The organism is Streptomyces bauhiniae, from assembly GCF_004784475.1.
Taxonomy (GTDB): domain Bacteria; phylum Actinomycetota; class Actinomycetes; order Streptomycetales; family Streptomycetaceae; genus Streptomyces; species Streptomyces seoulensis.
Window position 1 is genome coordinate 432,687 of the sequence record NZ_SRRT01000005.1, and the last position, 14,922, is coordinate 447,608.

The 14,922-nt window shown below is 72.1% G+C and carries 13 protein-coding genes; 5 read left to right on the forward strand and 8 right to left on the reverse strand.

Going from position 1 to position 14,922, the window contains the following annotated elements:
• Window positions 1-66 precede the first annotated feature (66 nt).
• Complete coding sequence (locus E5083_RS18870; RefSeq protein WP_135786862.1) at window positions 67-303, forward strand: hypothetical protein; 237 nt, start codon at window positions 67-69, stop codon at window positions 301-303.
• Between the two features lie 85 nt (window positions 304-388).
• Here E5083_RS18870 and E5083_RS18875 read toward each other — a convergent pair whose 3' ends face one another.
• The 3 genes from E5083_RS18875 to E5083_RS18885 all read right to left on the reverse strand — a co-directional run bounded on the left by E5083_RS18875 (window position 389) and on the right by E5083_RS18885 (window position 2,771).
• A complete protein-coding gene (locus tag E5083_RS18875) occupies window positions 389-673 on the reverse strand; it encodes a hypothetical protein (protein ID WP_244317560.1) in 285 nt (94 codons plus the stop codon).
• Window positions 674-740: 67 nt separating this feature from the next.
• Window positions 741-1,691 carry a carbohydrate kinase family protein gene (locus E5083_RS18880; RefSeq protein WP_135786864.1) on the reverse strand — a complete coding sequence of 317 codons (951 nt, stop codon included), beginning with the start codon at window positions 1,689-1,691 and terminating at the stop codon, window positions 741-743.
• Between the two features lie 66 nt (window positions 1,692-1,757).
• Window positions 1,758-2,771 (reverse strand): LacI family DNA-binding transcriptional regulator, encoded by a 1,014-nt coding sequence (locus E5083_RS18885; RefSeq protein ID WP_135786865.1) that lies wholly within the window; start codon window positions 2,769-2,771, stop codon window positions 1,758-1,760.
• A 213-nt stretch (window positions 2,772-2,984) separates the two neighbouring features.
• On the opposite strand from E5083_RS18885, the gene E5083_RS18890 reads away from it, so the two are divergent.
• Both E5083_RS18890 and E5083_RS18895 read left to right on the forward strand, forming a co-directional pair.
• Window positions 2,985-4,037, forward strand: coding sequence for a zinc-dependent alcohol dehydrogenase family protein (locus tag E5083_RS18890; protein ID WP_135786866.1), 1,053 nt, complete (start codon window positions 2,985-2,987; stop codon window positions 4,035-4,037).
• On the forward strand, window positions 4,034-5,461 hold the full coding sequence (locus E5083_RS18895) for a sugar porter family MFS transporter (RefSeq protein WP_135786867.1): 1,428 nt from the start codon (window positions 4,034-4,036) through the stop codon (window positions 5,459-5,461). The genes E5083_RS18890 and E5083_RS18895 overlap by 4 nt, the downstream gene beginning before the upstream one ends.
• Window positions 5,462-5,503: 42 nt before the next feature.
• On the opposite strand, the gene E5083_RS18900 is transcribed toward E5083_RS18895, so the two are convergent.
• From E5083_RS18900 to E5083_RS18910, 3 genes are all read right to left on the reverse strand, one after another.
• Window positions 5,504-6,574: a glycoside hydrolase family 43 protein gene (locus E5083_RS18900; RefSeq protein ID WP_135786868.1), complete on the reverse strand. Its 1,071-nt coding sequence runs from the start codon at window positions 6,572-6,574 to the stop codon at window positions 5,504-5,506.
• Between the two features lie 210 nt (window positions 6,575-6,784).
• Window positions 6,785-8,956, reverse strand: coding sequence for a TerD family protein (locus E5083_RS18905; protein ID WP_135786869.1), 2,172 nt, complete (start codon window positions 8,954-8,956; stop codon window positions 6,785-6,787).
• A gap of 69 nt (window positions 8,957-9,025) precedes the next feature.
• Window positions 9,026-9,505 carry a CGNR zinc finger domain-containing protein gene (locus E5083_RS18910; RefSeq protein ID WP_135786870.1) on the reverse strand — a complete coding sequence of 160 codons (480 nt, stop codon included), beginning with the start codon at window positions 9,503-9,505 and terminating at the stop codon, window positions 9,026-9,028.
• A gap of 101 nt (window positions 9,506-9,606) precedes the next feature.
• On the opposite strand from E5083_RS18910, the gene E5083_RS18915 reads away from it, so the two are divergent.
• A complete protein-coding gene (locus E5083_RS18915; RefSeq protein WP_135786871.1) occupies window positions 9,607-10,473 on the forward strand; it encodes an alpha/beta fold hydrolase in 867 nt (288 codons plus the stop codon).
• A 149-nt stretch (window positions 10,474-10,622) separates the two neighbouring features.
• Window positions 10,623-12,008, forward strand: a complete 1,386-nt coding sequence (locus E5083_RS18920) for an MFS transporter (protein ID WP_135786872.1) — start codon at window positions 10,623-10,625, stop codon at window positions 12,006-12,008.
• A 41-nt stretch (window positions 12,009-12,049) separates the two neighbouring features.
• Here E5083_RS18920 and E5083_RS18925 read toward each other — a convergent pair whose 3' ends face one another.
• A complete protein-coding gene (locus E5083_RS18925; RefSeq protein WP_135786873.1) occupies window positions 12,050-14,002 on the reverse strand; it encodes a helix-turn-helix domain-containing protein in 1,953 nt (650 codons plus the stop codon).
• Window positions 14,003-14,079: 77 nt separating this feature from the next.
• Window positions 14,080-14,877 (reverse strand): 3-hydroxybutyrate dehydrogenase, encoded by a 798-nt coding sequence (locus tag E5083_RS18930; RefSeq protein WP_135786874.1) that lies wholly within the window; start codon window positions 14,875-14,877, stop codon window positions 14,080-14,082.
• Window positions 14,878-14,922 lie beyond the last annotated feature (45 nt).

Sequence of the window (14,922 nt, forward strand, 5' to 3'; positions counted from 1 at the left end):
GTGCCCGTGGGGCTGCCAACCGAGGGGTGCGGGCAGGACGCTCCCCGACACGGAAGGTGAGCGATCATGACGGGCAAGATGGACGCATCCGAAGCCGCGCGCATCATGAGCGACCCGAACGCCACGCCGGAAGAGCGCTCGGTCGCGGCCAGCGCCCTCTCCGACACCGAGCGCGGCCACCACACGAGCAAGCGTGTCGGCTCCGAGGCGGGCCAGCTTCTTGACGACCAGAACATCACCGAGGACGACCGGTCCGTGGCCGGCAGCGACCTCGAGCAGGACCGCAGGCGCAAGGGCCACTGAGCACTTCCGGCCGGAACGCATGCCGAGATGGACGCCGCCCGTCACGCGGCGTCCATCTCGTCGTACGGACAAGGGAGTTACGCACTCAAGGCAGTTGTGCGCCGTCCTCGTCGGCCGCCGCCCTCGTGGTGACCGCCAGGTCGATGAACCGGCGGATGGTCTCCACGGGCATGTCGAGCCCCTGGGACGCGGCGTCCTCGTCGCCGAAGACCTCCACCGCCTCCACCACGGCCACGGCCAGCTCGGCCTCCGCCTTGCGCACCTTCACCTCGGCCTTGTCGACGGTGTCGACGACGGCGAGCTGCCGACGCTGCTTCTCCTGGAGGCGCTGCTTACGGGACGGCGTCTTGCCGGGGCTCTGCACAGTCACGACCAAGATCATAAACGGACCCGGGGCCGGACGGGAAATCGGCAACTGCCCGCGCCCGCAGCCCTGTTCAGGCCGACAGTTCCCAGGCGTACGGCGGTTCGGCACCGGAGCGGGAACAGGTCAGGGCCGCCGCGCGGGCGGCGAAGCCGAGCACGTCGCGCCAGACCTCCGCGTCCAGGCCCGCGACCGTCGCGTGGCTCAGCGCGTCGATCTCGCGCAGCCGGTGCAGCAGCGCCGCGTTGACCGTGTCGCCCGCCCCGATGGTGTCGACCACCGTGACCGCCGTACCCGCCACACTCACCCGTCCCGCGCCCCGGCTCCACACGCTCAGTCCGTCGCCGCCCCGGGTCAGGACGATCGCCGCGGGGCCGCGCTCCAGCCACGCCGACAGGTGGACGTCGAGATCCTCCCCGGAGCCGATGTCCGCCAGCCACTCCGCGTCCTCCACCGACAGCTTCAGCAGGGCCACGTACGGCAGCCAGGACAGGAACCGCTCCCGGTAGGCGTCGGCGTCCGCGATCAGCCCGGCCCGGATGTTGGGGTCCAGGGCGGTGAACACCCCGTTGCCCGACTCCCGCTTCAGCAGCGCCTCGTACGCGCTCGCGCCGGGCTCCAGCACGAGCGAGCAGGTGCCGACGGAGAGGGCGGTGGCACCCTCCGGCAGCGCGGGCGGGAGGGCGAACAGCCGGTCGGCGGTGCCCTCGGTGTAGAAGCCGTAGCCGGCCGAGCCGTCGCTGCCCACGTCGGCGACGGCCAGCGTGGTGGGCTCGGGGCCCCGCTGGACCAGCGAAGTGTCGACACCGGCGTCCCGCAGCCCCGCCAGCAGGGCGGTGCCGAAGGCGTCCGTGGACACCCGCGAGCAGAACGCCGTCGGGGAGCCGAGGCGGCCCAGTGCGACGGCCGCGTTGTACGGTCCGCCGCCGCGCTGCGGGAGGAGCGGCGGCAGGGCGGGCGCCGGGTCGGAGGTGACGGGGGCGGGCACGAGGTCGATGAGTGCCTCGCCGGCGACGACGATCACTGTGCTGTTTCCTTTCGGTGAGCCGTGGTGCGGCGGGGCGAAGTGGGCTGGTGGAGAGCCGGTGCGTCAGTCCGGCGGGCAGCCGCAGGACGTGCGGTGGACGAGGGTGCAGGGCAGCCGGACGGTCCGCGCGGGGCGGTCGGGCGCGTCGAGCCGCTCCAGGAGCAGGCGCAGCGCCAGTTTGCCGAGGTCGCGGCTGGGCTGGCGTACGGCTGTGAGGCTGGGCGAGAAGAGGTCGGCCCACTCGAAGTCGTCGAAGCTGACGAGCGCGACATCCTCCGGGATGCGCAGGTCCGCGTCGCGGAGGGCCTGGAGCGCGCCGATGGTCATCGCGTTGTTCGCCGCGATCACGGCGGTGGGGCGTGCGGGCGAGGCGAGCAGGCGCTCGGTGGCATGGCGGGCGCCCTCGGAGGCGGAGTGGCCGTGGGCGAGCAGGGCGGGGTCGAAAGGCAGGCCGGCCGCGTCGAGGCCCTGCCGGTAGCCGTCGATGCGTTCGGTGGTGGTGCTCAGTCCGGCGAGTCCGGCCACCATGGCGATCCGGCGGTGCCCGAGCGCGGCGAGGTGTCCGACCAGCTCGCGGACGGGTGCGACACCGTCGGCGCAGACCTGGTCGTACGCGGGTTCCTCGGCCTCGTCGACGAGGCGGTCCAGGAAGACCACCGGGACGTCGGCGCGGTCCAAGTAGGCGAGCAGCGCGGAGGGTTCGGCGGAGGGGGCGATGAGCACGCCGTCCACCCGGCGCTCGTGGAGCATGCGGACCACGCTCAGCTCGTGGGCGGGGTCGTCGTGCGGGTCGGCGATGAGGAGGCCGTAGCCGGTGGCGAGGGCCTCGGCCTCGACTCCCTGGAGGATCTCGGTGAAGTACGGGTTGCTGATCGCCGAGACGGCGAGGCCGACCGAGTGGGTGCGGGAGGTGACCAGGGACCGGGCCAGGGTGTTGTGGATGTAGCCCAGCTCGTCGATGGCGCGCAGCACCGCGTCCCGGGTCGCGGGCCGGACCGGGCGTGTGGCGTTGAGCACGTGGGAGACCGTGGCCACCGAGACACCCGCGTGTCTCGCCACGTCCGCCATCGTCCGCATCGGTTCTCCTTCGTGTGCCCCGTGCCGCGTGTCCGCCCGCCCGCCGGGGGCCGGCCGGGGCCGAGCAGACCGGGGGGAGGCCGGCTCGTCCGTCCATGAGATGCCAGTGGTCCATCAAATGTCACACGTAAGCGTTTGCGCAAACGCTTACGCGCGGATTAGGTTTCGCGGCGTCTTCGGACATCCGTCCGCACACTGTTGTGAGGAGGCGCCATGCGCGCTGTCGTGGTCACCCAGCCGGGAAGCGCCGAGCTGGCCGTCATACCCGATCCGAGTCCCGGTCCCTCGGAGGTGGTGGTCCGCGTCAGCTCGTGCGGCCTGTGCGGGACGGACATGCACATCCTGGGCGGCGAGCTGCCGTCCGTGCCCTATCCGCTGATCCCCGGCCACGAGCTGACGGGTGTCGTGGTCGAGGCCGGCAAGGACGTGCTCTTCCCGGCCGTCGGCCAGCGGGTCGCCGTCGACCCCAACACCCCTTGCGGCGCCTGCCATTACTGCCGGATCGGCCGCGGCAACCTCTGCGAGCACTACACCGCGGTCGGCGTCACCCGTAACGGCGGCTTCGCCGAGTACGTGGCCGTCCCCGCCGCCCGCTGCCACGTCCTGCCCGACGGCCTGTCCGAGGCGGCGGCCGGACTGGTCGAGCCGTTGTCCTGCGCCGTGCACGGCCTGAGCCGGCTCCCCCGGCGGCCCGGTGAGCACTACCTGGTCTACGGCGCCGGGACCATGGGCCTGATGATGGCGGCCCTGGTGGGCAACGCGGGCGCGGCCTCCGTGTCCGTGGTGGACCCCAACGTCCGCCGCCTGGAGCTGGCCCGCCGCATGGGCGCCGACGCCACGGCCGCGAACGCCGACGAACTGGGCCGGGAGCACGGGTTCGAGGTCGTCATCGACGCCACCGGTGTCATCGCGGCCATCGAGGACGGTCTCGGCCGGGTCCGCAAGGGCGGCACGTTCCTCCAGTTCGGCGTCGCCGACCCGGCCCGGCGGGCCACCTTCTCGCCGTTCATGGTCTACAACCGCGAGATCGACATCATCGGCTCCATGGCGGTGCACAACGGGTTCCAGCCCGCCGTGGAGATCCTCGCGGGCGGCCTGGACCTCGATCCGCTGGTCAGCGATGTGCTGCCGCTGGAGAGCTTCGACGAGGCGGTCGCCCTCTTCCGCGCGGGCACCGGACAGAAGATCCACCTCGCCCCGCAGGCGGAGGACCCGCGCACCGCGGCGATCCGGTCGGCGGCCACGGTCGCGGACGCCGCGTCATGAGCGCCCAGCCGGACGCGGCGCCGAAGCGGCGCCCACGGCTGCGCAACGCCCTGATCTGGGTGTTCGGCGCCCTCGGCGGCATCCTGTGGGGGTACGACACGGGGATGATCTCCGGTGCGATGCTCTTCATCCGCCGGGACATCGCGTTGTCGCCACTGCTGGAGGGCCTGGTCGTCTCGGGTCTGCTGGTGGGCGCGATGGCGGGTGCCGGGCTGGCCGGGAAGCTCTCCGACGCCTGGGGCAGGCGCCGCCTGATCCTGGGCGCCGCGCTCGTCTTCATCGTCGGCACGGTCGGCGCGGCCCTCTCCTCCGAGGCGTCGCTGCTGATCGGGGCGCGGGTGCTGATCGGCGTGGGCGTCGGCATCGCCTCGGTCGTGGTGCCGCTGTACCTGACCGAGCTGGCGCCGGTGGAGGTGCGGGGCGGACTCGCGTCCCTGATGCAGCTTCTGGTGACCGTGGGCATCTTCCTGGCCTACCTCACCGACTACGCCCTCGCCCCGGCGCACGCCTGGCGCTGGATGATCGGGCTCGGTGTGCTGCCGGCCGCGATCCTCGCGCTCGGCATCCTCACCCAGCCGGAGAGCCCGCGATGGCTGGTGGGGCGCGGCCGCCGGGACGATGCCCGCGAGGTGCTGACCCGGCTGCGCGGTGACGGCGAGGCGGCCCGCACCGAACTGCTCGACATCGAGCGGACGTTGGAGGAGGAGCGCGCGGAGACGCGGCGGCTGACGCTGCGCGACCTGCTTTCCCCCAGGCTGCGGCCCATGCTGGTCGTCGGTCTGCTGCTGGTGTTCTTCCAGAACTTCGGCGGCATCAACACGATCATCTACTACGCCCCGACGCTGCTGACCAGCATCGGGTTCGGCGACAACGGCGCGATCCTCGCCAACGTCGGCATCGGCGTCGTCAACATGCTGATGACCCTCCCGGCGATGCGTCTGATCGACCGCCGGGGGCGCCGGCCCCTGCTGCTGTGGGGCTCGGCCGGGATGTGCGCCGGCATGGTCGTGCTGGCGGCCGTCAACCTGACGCCGCTCGGCGACGGCTCGCTGCTGGCCCCGCTGACGCTGTTCGGTGTCGCGCTGTACGTGGCGGCGTTCGCCATGTCGTGGGGTCCGGTGCAATGGGTGATGCTGCCCGAGCTGTTCCCGACCCGTATCCGCGCGGGGGCAGTGGGTGTGTGCGTGGTGTTCAACTGGCTGTTCAACATGGCCGTGGCGCTGGTCTTCCCGTCCCTCCTGCACGCCTGGGGCGCGGGCGCCAACTTCGTGATCTTCGCCGTGACGACGCTGGCCTCCGGCATCTTCGTCAAGAAGCTGCTGCCGGAGACGCGGGGGCGGACGCTGGAGCAGATCGAACGGGACCTGCTGCGACGCGGCGACGAGGCTCCGGAGCCGGCCCCCTCCACGGTGTCCGTCGGCTGAAGGGGTCCGGGGCCCGGCATCGTGCCGGGCCCCGGAATCCCGCTACTCGAAGAACTTCAGCCCCCACCCGGTGTCCGAGGTGGGTCCGGGCACATTGGCGCGCCGATATGTGGTGTCGCCCCACCACGCGAACGACCCGGTGTACCAGTACCGGTTGTCCCAGGAGTACGGCGTGCCCTTGGCCACGGCGTGGAACATCAGCGGGAAACGCGGCCCGGCCGGCGGGCTGGTGGCGATGTCCCCATTGAGCAGGACGAAGGTGTGGTGGCCGGGCCCATTGACGTACAGCGTGGGGTCCCAGCCGGCCATCATGGTCGAGCGGTTGGAGCCGAAGAGGCAGCCGTTGGACTTGTACCAGTCCCACACGTACGTCGGATCGCCGCCGGCCCGCAGCCGCAGGTCGGCCAGGCAGTACTGGTCGCTCCAACTGCCGTTCGCCGAGTAGACGATGTGGAGTTGGCCACCCGGGTCCCGGATCGCCTCGGGCGCCTCGTTGATGTACGGGTTGCCGACCACCCGCTCCCAGCTCTCCCGCGGCTGGGAGATGATGTACCGGGCCCCGGTCGGCGTGGTGGGGCTGCTCATCCGGGCGATGTAGAGGTTCTGCTCGACGTTGGTGTCCCCGGCCCAGCCCGACCAGACGAACCAGCGCTGCCCGCTGAAGGTGAACATGGTGCCGTCGATGGCCCACTTGTCGTCCGGGAGCGCGAGCCGGGTCTCGCCGCCGTAGCCGCTGTCGGGGCTGGCGGAGCTGATGACGAACATCCGGTGTGCGGCGCCCCGTCCGGCGGTGAAGTAGATGTAGTAGCGCCCGCCGTCCGTGGTCAGTTCCGGCGCCCACACCTCCCCGCGCCCCTGGGTGTCCGACCACACCTGCCGGGCGGGCGCTGAGGCGAGCCCGGCGGTGGAGGACGCCTGCCGTACGGCGATCCCGCCGCCGGTGGACTGCGCCGAGATGTAGGTGGAGCCGACCCGGATGACGCTCGGGTCGGCCGCCCGCAACGACGTCTGCTCCGCCTTGGCCGGCCCGGCGGAGGTGAACGACAGGAGTGCGGCGAGGAAGCCCAACACCGTGAGCACGAGGGCAGCTTGGAAGCTGCGAAATGGTTTCATGCGGGTCTTTTACATCGATGCAAGGACCCTGCCCAGCCCTCTTGCGGACCCAAGTCCTCCGCGCTTCTTCCGCATACGGAAACCGGGAGGCGCCGCGCGGGCGCCTCCCGGATGACCAAGTCGGCGGCGAGGAAAGCGAAGGAACTCGTTTCAGGAAAGGAAGTTGAGAAGGAAGCCCCTTCATGGCCTCGCCGTGGGCAACGCTAGCACTCAAGCCGGAATCAAGTCGCGCAGATTTTCGAGGGTGATGACGCGCGAGTCCGGGTGCAGTCCCTCGGGCCGTCCGAGGCCGATGTACGTCACGGGCTCGTCCGGAACCCGCTCGCCGTCCCACTGCTCCACGGGCGCGGTGCCGTCGGACATCAGGTCGGTGAGGTACCGCACCGTCAACTGCTCCCGCTCCACGAGGGCCCGTACCACCGTCGACACGGACGCCTGGTTCTCCTCGACCCGGTTGGCCGCCGAGATGCCCCTCAGGTACAGGTGCAGCCACTTCGCGCGCCACTGGCCGTCGTCCCCGCGCTGGAACACCAGCGGCAGCGCCACCCGGCCCACACCGCGCAGCTCCGACTTCATCCGCACCGTGCGCGGCTCGAACGGCCGGCCCTTCTGCTCACCGTCGCGCAGCATGAACCCGAAGAACGACTCCTCGACCTCCTCGAAGCCCTCGCCCGCGTAGATGTTGACCTGCGGGACGATGAACGTGCCGCGCACCCGGTCCAGGGACAGCTCGATGAACTCCGAGGCGCCGTCCGGAGCTTCGGTGATATCGCCCGAATGCCGGCCCCCGACGCCCCGGAGGGACGTGTAGGAGAGCCAGGAGTCGGTCCGGTAGTCGGCACGCAGCAGCAGTGCCGACAGGTCGTAGTCGGTCCGGCGCTCGGTCTCCTTCCAGTACACGAAGAAGCGGAGCCGTTCGCCGTCGACCGCCGAGACCGAGCCTCGCGGCAGTACGCCGAGCCCGGTCGCGGTGGCCCGGCCGCTGAGCGGAAGCGCCACGTCGAGGACATCGGGGTCGAGCAGCAGACGGCCCGGCATCGGGAGCCGACGGCGTATCTCCGCGTCGAGGGCGGCGATCAGCCGATCACGGTCGCCTGCCGGTACCGGCGGCCGGACGTCGGGGGTCACCCAGGCGCGGCCCCGACGGTTGACGAAGATCCGCGAACGGCCGCTCTCCCGTGCCCGGTTGTGGAGATGCTCGCGCACCGAGAGCACGACCCGGCCGGAGACGTCGGGCGCGACCTGCGACGCGGCGGCGATCACCGCGTCCCGCTCCTCCTGGCCGGCGGCGATGCGCAGCAGGAGGTCCAGGGCGCGGAACAGCTTGCCGGGCGCGGACGTGAGCAGCTTGACCGCACCGAGGACGTCGGACGCGTCGAGCAGCCTCTCGATCCGGCTGTCGAAGGACCGCGCCTCCTTCTCGCCCCGCGCGACCGCGAACACATCGGCGGCGTGCGGCCAGCGCGGGTACTCGTGCGGGTGGAGGCGTTCACCGAGCCGCTTGAAGGGCTCCCGGTGCGCGTGCACATCGGCCAGCTTCGCGGGGTGGGCCGCGATCACGGCGTCGAGCCCCGCGAGCAGCCCTCGGCGCAGCGGCCGGGGCAGCGTACGGAACCGGGTCGGCTCCTGGAGCGTCACGTCGCCGCCGGACAGCGCGCAGGCCAGCCGCAGCACATCGGTGACGGTGTCGAGCAGGAGGTCGGCCCCCACATTGAGCCGGGCCTCGTTGATGACCGCCCGGTTCTCCCGGACGGGGATCGCATCCGGCTGGGGGCCGAGCGCGCAGCGCTGGGCGAGGATCTTGAGGTCGCGCAGGTCGTCCTCGTTCAGCGGGGTGGTGCTGCCGGCGAGGGCCCGGTACAGGTCACCGAGTTCGTCGTCCAGGTCCCGGCCGAGGTGCAGGACGGTGATCCGGTCGCCCGCCGAGGCGATCAGTTCGTCCTGCGCGGCGAGCATCTCCTCGTACGTGTGCTGGTACCGGCCGTACGCGGGGAGGCTGAGCAGGTTCACCGCCCCGTGCGTCACCTGCGCCGGCACCCGTCCGCGCGACGCCTTGTCACCGAGGGCCTCTGCCACGCACCGCATCCAGAAGTCCTCGGTGTCCGGCACGTTGGCGGGGAAGTCGATGAAGTACGCGTTGTGCCGGACATGGTCGCCCAGCATCTCGCGCACGACGCGCAGCGTGCGCCGGGCGGTGTGCAGGACCGCGGCCTCGGACAGTCCCGACAGCCGCTCCAGCAGCTCCGCCGAGAGCTTGAAGCCGACGGATGCCAGCGCCGCGTCGAACTGCCGCGCGGCGACGGCGCCTTCTCCGGCCGAGCCTTCGGGGGCGGGAAGACGGTGGGTGTGCCGGATGACCAGCGATTCGAAAATCTGCGCCATTCCGGGATGATCGCAGAGGCGGGCAAACCGGCGCACGGGAGTTTTGCCCTGCGGCACACCGGCCGCACGTCATCGGGTGCGTTCGTAGTGGCGTCGCGCCTTTTCGCGGTTGCCGCAGACGGCCATCGAACACCAGCGGGCCCGGTTGGCGCGGCTGCGGTCGAGCAGGAACAACCGGCACTCGCTGTTGGCGCAGGGTCGCAGCCGGCCGGGCATGCGCTCCTCGATGTCGGCCCAGGCGAGGATCGCCTCGACGGCCAGCCGGGTGTGCGGGGCGGTCCTGAGTGTCCAGCGAAGGCCCTCCGGAGTGGCTTCCGGAACCTGCTGGACCCCGTCGAGCAGCGGCTTCAGCGCCTCGGGCGAGCGCTCGCCGCCCACGATGTCCCGCAGGACGTCCCGCGCCTCCCGCAGCAGCGTCAGTTCCGCGAGGCTGCCGTCGCCGCCGCGCTCCCGTGCCCAGCGTCGGCCTTCGGCCGGGTCGGCGAGGGCGTCCCGTTCCCGGCCGTCGACCAGCGGCCTGCTGTTCAGCAGATCCAGCAACGTGCTCATCGGGTCCCTCCTTCTAACCATATCGAAGCGCTTGACAGGTTAGCCCACGCGTGCTTGCCTGGCCAGAAGATAACCGGATAACGCACTCGAAGGGGTTAGACATGAACTCGGTGCACCACCGGACCGCCACCGTCGACGGCCACGAGATCTTCTACCGCGAGGCCGGACCCGCCGACGCCCCCGCGATCGTCCTGCTGCACGGCTATCCGACCAGCTCGTTCATGTTCCGGCAGCTCATCCCGCTGCTGGCCGACGACTATCACGTCATCGCGCCGGACCACCTCGGCTTCGGCCTCTCCGACGCCCCGGACACGGCGGACTTCACCTACACCTTCGACGCCCTCGCCGAGATCACCTCCCACCTGCTCGACCAACTGGGCCTGGACCGCTACGCCCTCTACGTCCAGGACTACGGCGCCCCCATCGGCTGGCGCCTCGCACTCAAGAACCCCGAGCGGATCTCCGCCCTCGTCACCCAGAACGGCAACGGTTACGAGGACGGTTTCGTCGAGTCGTTCTGGACCGCAGTCTGGGCCTACGGGGCGAATCCCGGCCCCGACACCGAATCCGCCGTACGCACCGCGCTGAGCCGCGACGCCATCCGCTGGCAGTATCTGCACGGCGTGCCCGACCCGAGCGTGGTCAGCCCCGACACCTGGGAGCACGACTTCGCCCTGGTCTCCCGCGAGGGCAACGACGAGGTTCAGCTCGCCCTGTTCCGCGACTACGCCAACAACCGCCCGCTCTACCCGCTGCTGCACGACTTCCTGCGCACCAGCGAGGCCCCGGTCCTGGCCGTGTGGGGCCGCAACGACGAGATCTTCGGGCCGGCCGGCGCCCTGGCCTTCGCCCGCGACGCCCAGGACGCGGAGGTGCATCTGATCGACGGCGGCCACTTCCTGCTGGAGAGCCACCTCGATGTCGTCGCGGGGTATCTGCGCGGCTTCCTCGGCCGGGTACTGGGCTGACGCCGCGGGACTGGTGCGGCTCCCATATGGGGGCCGCACGCACACTCCCGCCCCGAACTATGTAGCCCCACCACATGTGCCCCTGACCTGCCCCTTCCTACGGTGTGCCGACACCCCCCGTCCCCACCGCACACAAGGAAGTGGCGCACATGGCAGCCGACCACACCGCTCCCCCGCCCCCGGCGAAGCTCCCCCGCATCGTCGCCGCCAGCCTGATCGGGACCACCATCGAGTGGTACGACTTCTTCCTGTACGGGTCGGCGGCGGCCCTGGTGTTCAACAAGCTGTTCTTCCCGGACTCCGACCCGCTGGTGGGGACGCTGCTGGCGTTCGTGACGTACGCGGCCGGGTTCGCGGCGCGGCCGCTCGGGGCGTTGGTGTTCGGGCACTTCGGGGACCGGCTGGGGCGCAAGAAGCTGCTGGTGCTGAGTCTGCTGCTGATGGGCGGGGCGACCTTCGCCATCGGCCTGCTGCCCACCCACGCCACCATCGGCACCGCCGCGCCGGTGCTGCTGACCGCGCTGCGGCTGGTGCAGGGCTTCGCGCTGGGCGGTGAGTGGGGAGGCGCCGTCCTGCTGGTGTCCGAGCACGGGGACGCGCGCCGGCGCGGCTTCTGGGCCTCGTGGCCGCAGACCGGCGCGCCCGCCGGGCAGTTGCTCGCCACGGGTGTGCTGTCCCTGCTCACCGCCACCCTCTCGGACGACGCGTTCACCGCCTGGGGCTGGCGCATCCCCTTCCTGCTCTCCGGCGTGCTGGTGGTCGTGGGGCTGTGGATACGCCTCTCCGTCGACGAATCGCCCGTCTTCAAGCAGGCGTTGGCCCGGGCCGAGGCGCGCCAGGGCGAGGCGGCGGAGAAGCTGCCGCTGGTGTCCGTGCTGCGCCACCAGTGGCGCGAGGTGCTCATCGCCATGGGCGCCCGCCTGGCGGAGAACATCAGCTACTACGTCATCACCGCCTTCATCCTGGTCTACGCCACCACCGCCGCCGACGCCTCCAAGCAGACCGCGCTCAACGCCGTACTCATCGGCTCCGCCGTCCACTTCGTGGTGATCCCGGCCTGGGGCGCGCTCTCGGACCGCGTCGGACGGCGGCCGGTGTACCTGTTCGGCGCGGCCGGCGTGGGCCTGTGGATCTTCCCCTTCTTCGCGCTGGTGGACGCGGGCACCTTCGGCCGGCTGGTGCTGGCCGTTGTCGTCGGCCTGATCCTCCACGGCGCCATGTACGCACCGCAGGCCGCCTTCTTCGCGGAGATGTTCGCCACCCGCGTCCGCTACTCCGGTGCCTCCATCGGCGCCCAGTTCTCCTCCGTGGCCGCCGGTGCGCCCGCCCCGCTGATCGCCACCGCGCTGCTCGCGGAGTACGACAGCGCGACCCCGATCGCCCTGTACGTCATCGGCGCCGTCCTGCTCACCCTGGTCGCCGTGGGCGTGGCTCTCGAGACCCGCAACCGGGACCTCGCCGACGTCACGGCCGAGGGCGCCCCGTCCGCCCCGGCGGACACGGTGGACACGGCGGCGAAGACCCCGGCTCCCTGACAGGCGCCCCACCCGAGGCCGGCACCCCGCGCGGGTGCCGGTCAGCGGCGTCCCGGCCCGGCCAACCCGTGCAGCCGCAGCGCGAGTTGGATCTCCAGCACACGGGACGGCGTCTGCCAGTCGTCGCCCAGCAGCCGCCCCACCCGTTCCAGCCGCTGGGCGACGGTGTTCACATGCACATGGAGCACGTCCTTGGTGCGGGCCGGGCTCATCGCGGCGGCGAAGTAGGCGTCCAGGGTGCGCAGCAGATCGGTGCCGCGCCGTGCGTCGTACGCCACGAGGGGGCCGATGGTGCGCTCCACGAAGCCGCCGATGTCCCGGTCCCCGGCGAGCAGCAGCCCGAGGAAGCCGAAGTCCTCGGCGGCCGCGCCGTCCCCTCCCCGGCCGAGCAGATGGAGCGCGTCCAGGCAGCGGCGGCCCTCGGCGTAGGCGGCGGCCACCTGATCGGCTCGGGCGGCCAGGCCGGTGACGGGAGCCGAGGCGCCGACGGTGACCGGCTGGCGGACGGCGGTGCCGAGTTCGCGGGCGGTGCGCCGGGCCAGTTCCGTGGCGGTGTCACCGGGGCCGAGCGGGAGCAGGAGGACGGTGCCGCCGTCGCGGGTGGCGGCCAGGCCGTGCCGGGTGGTGGCGAGGTGGGAGGCGGCGGACCACAGGCGGCGCCGGGCGGCGGCCTCCTCGTCGGCGTCGGCCGAGGGGGCGTCGAGGCGGGTGGCGAGGACGGCGTGGGTGGCGTCCAGGTCGGCGTCGAGCCGCGCGGCGCGTTCCCGGAGGAGGCGCGGGTCGCGGTCGCGGGCGTCGAGGAGGTCGTCCAGCAGTTCGCCGCGCACGCGGCGTTCGGCTTCGGCGGCGGAACGGCGGGCCAGCAGGAGCAGCGAGGTGACCATCGCGGCCCGCTCCAGGGTGCGCTGGTCGACCGGATCGAGGTCGGGATGGCCGTGCAGCACGAGCGCGCCGAACACTTCCTCCCCCGCTGCCACCGCAGCGATCCAGTCGGGCCCGTGGCGCACGGCGTGCCCCTCGGCGCGGGACGCCTCCAGCGCCTCGGCCGGTGTGGTGCCGGTCTCGGTGAACTCGACCGCTCCGTCGAGGACTTCGGCGACGGCGGCGGCCACGTCGTGGACTCCCCCGCCGCGCAGGACGAGTTCGGCGAGCCGGTCGTGCACCTCGGAGGCGCGCTCTATGACGGCGCTGCGGTCCTGGATGACCTCGTTGGCGCGTTCGAGCCCGGCGAGGGCGGCCTGGGTCCCGGTGAGGAGGTTGGTGGTGTCGATGGCGGCCGCGGCGAGGGCGGCGAAGGAGCCGAGCAGGGCGATCTGTTCGCGTTCGAAGACCCGTGCGCGCCGGTCGGCGGCGAAGAGGACGCCGATGACCTGCGGGCCGAGCGTCAGCGGAACCCCGACGATGGCGAACAGGCCCTCGTCGCGCACCGCGACGTCGATGGTGTCGGTGTGCTGGAAGCGGGCGTCCTGGAAGTAGTCGTCGGTGACGTACGGCCGGGCGGTCTGGGCGACGAGCCCGCCGAGCCCCTCCCCCATGCCGAGCCGGAGCTGCTGGAAGCGGGCGGAGACGGAGCCCTCGGTGACCAGCATGTAGGTGTCGCCGCGCTCGGGGTCGTTGAGGCTGAGGTAGGCGATGTCGGTGGCGAGGAGGGAGCGGGCGCGCTGCACGATGGCCCGCAGGACCGCGTCCACGTCCCGGAGCCCGGCCAGGTCGTGGGCGGTCTCGAAGAGGGCGGAGAGTTCCGCCTCCCGGCGACGGCGCCCCTCCAACTCGGCGCGGACGCGCAGCGCGAGGAACTTGGCGTGTTCCAGCGCGGCGACCCGGTCGACGGACTCCCCCTCGGCACGGGCGAGGAGGACGGGACGTTCGTACGCCTCCGGGGAGGCGTCGCGGGCGAGCAGTTCGAGGTAGGGGGCCTCCGCACAGGCGACGGCCCCCGCCGCGGCGGCCCCGGTGGCGGGGCGCGCGGCCGACTGGAGTTGATCGGGAGACATGGCCACAGGATCGCTCATCGTGGGCTCGGCCGGTCAGCCCTGTGGATAACCCACGAGGACCGGTTCCGGGCAGCGGTTCAGTGGGCCGTCCAGCCGCCGTCCAGCACCAGGGAGGTGCCGGTGACGAAGGACGCCTGCGGGCCGCACAGATAGGCGACGGCCTCGGCGACCTCCTCGGGTTCGATCAGCCGGCGCAGCGCGCTGTCCTTGAGCAGGACCTCGGAGAGCACCTGCTCCTCCGGGATGCCGTGCGCCTCGGCCTGGTCGGCGATCTGCTTCTCCACCAGTGGGGTGCGCACATAGGCGGGGTTCACACAGTTCGACGTCACACCATGGGGGGCGCCCTCCAGCGCGGCCGTCTTGGACAGCCCCTCCAGCCCATGTTTGGCGGCCACATAGGCCGACTTGAAGGCAGAGGCGCGCAGCCCATGGACGGAGGACACATTGACGATGCGCCCCCAGCCCTGCGCGTACATATGGGGCAACGCCCCGCGGATGAGCCGGAACGGCGCCTCCAGCATCACCGTCAGCACGGTGTGGAAGACCTCGGGCGGGAACTCCTCCAGCGGCCGCACCAGTTGCAGCCCGGCGTTGTTGACCAGGACGTCGGTCCCGGCGGCGGCCCCCTCGGCCGCGTCGAGGTCGGTGAGGTCCAGCACCCGGGGCACGACCCGGCCCGCGAGACCCTCGGCCCGGCCGGCCAGCTCGTCCAGCCCCGCCCCGTCCAGGTCGAGCGCCCGCACCTCCGCCCCCGCCGCGGCGAGCCGGAGCGCGCACGCGCTGCCGATGCCTCCGGCGGCCCCGGTGACGAGGGCGACCCGGCCGGCGAGGTCCAGGGCGGAAGGGGAACGGGGCGGGGGGCTGGACGAGATCATGTCTCGACCCTAGTGACGCGCCCCCGGCTCACCACATAGGGCGAG

What these genes read in the sequence shown, in the direction of transcription:
- E5083_RS18870 (WP_135786862.1), top strand. Translation starts at nt 67, where the DNA reads ATGACGGGCAAGATGGACGCATCCGAAGCCGCGCGCATCATGAGCGAC.
- E5083_RS18885 (WP_135786865.1), bottom strand. Translation starts at nt 2,771, where the DNA reads ATGCGGACGATGGCGGACGTGGCGAGACACGCGGGTGTCTCGGTGGCC.
- E5083_RS18890 (WP_135786866.1), top strand. Translation starts at nt 2,985, where the DNA reads ATGCGCGCTGTCGTGGTCACCCAGCCGGGAAGCGCCGAGCTGGCCGTC.
- E5083_RS18895 (WP_135786867.1), top strand. Translation starts at nt 4,034, where the DNA reads ATGAGCGCCCAGCCGGACGCGGCGCCGAAGCGGCGCCCACGGCTGCGC.
- E5083_RS18900 (WP_135786868.1), bottom strand. Translation starts at nt 6,574, where the DNA reads ATGAAACCATTTCGCAGCTTCCAAGCTGCCCTCGTGCTCACGGTGTTG.
- E5083_RS18905 (WP_135786869.1), bottom strand. Translation starts at nt 8,956, where the DNA reads ATGGCGCAGATTTTCGAATCGCTGGTCATCCGGCACACCCACCGTCTT.
- E5083_RS18910 (WP_135786870.1), bottom strand. Translation starts at nt 9,505, where the DNA reads ATGAGCACGTTGCTGGATCTGCTGAACAGCAGGCCGCTGGTCGACGGC.
- E5083_RS18915 (WP_135786871.1), top strand. Translation starts at nt 9,607, where the DNA reads ATGAACTCGGTGCACCACCGGACCGCCACCGTCGACGGCCACGAGATC.
- E5083_RS18920 (WP_135786872.1), top strand. Translation starts at nt 10,623, where the DNA reads ATGGCAGCCGACCACACCGCTCCCCCGCCCCCGGCGAAGCTCCCCCGC.
- E5083_RS18925 (WP_135786873.1), bottom strand. Translation starts at nt 14,002, where the DNA reads ATGTCTCCCGATCAACTCCAGTCGGCCGCGCGCCCCGCCACCGGGGCC.
- E5083_RS18930 (WP_135786874.1), bottom strand. Translation starts at nt 14,877, where the DNA reads ATGATCTCGTCCAGCCCCCCGCCCCGTTCCCCTTCCGCCCTGGACCTC.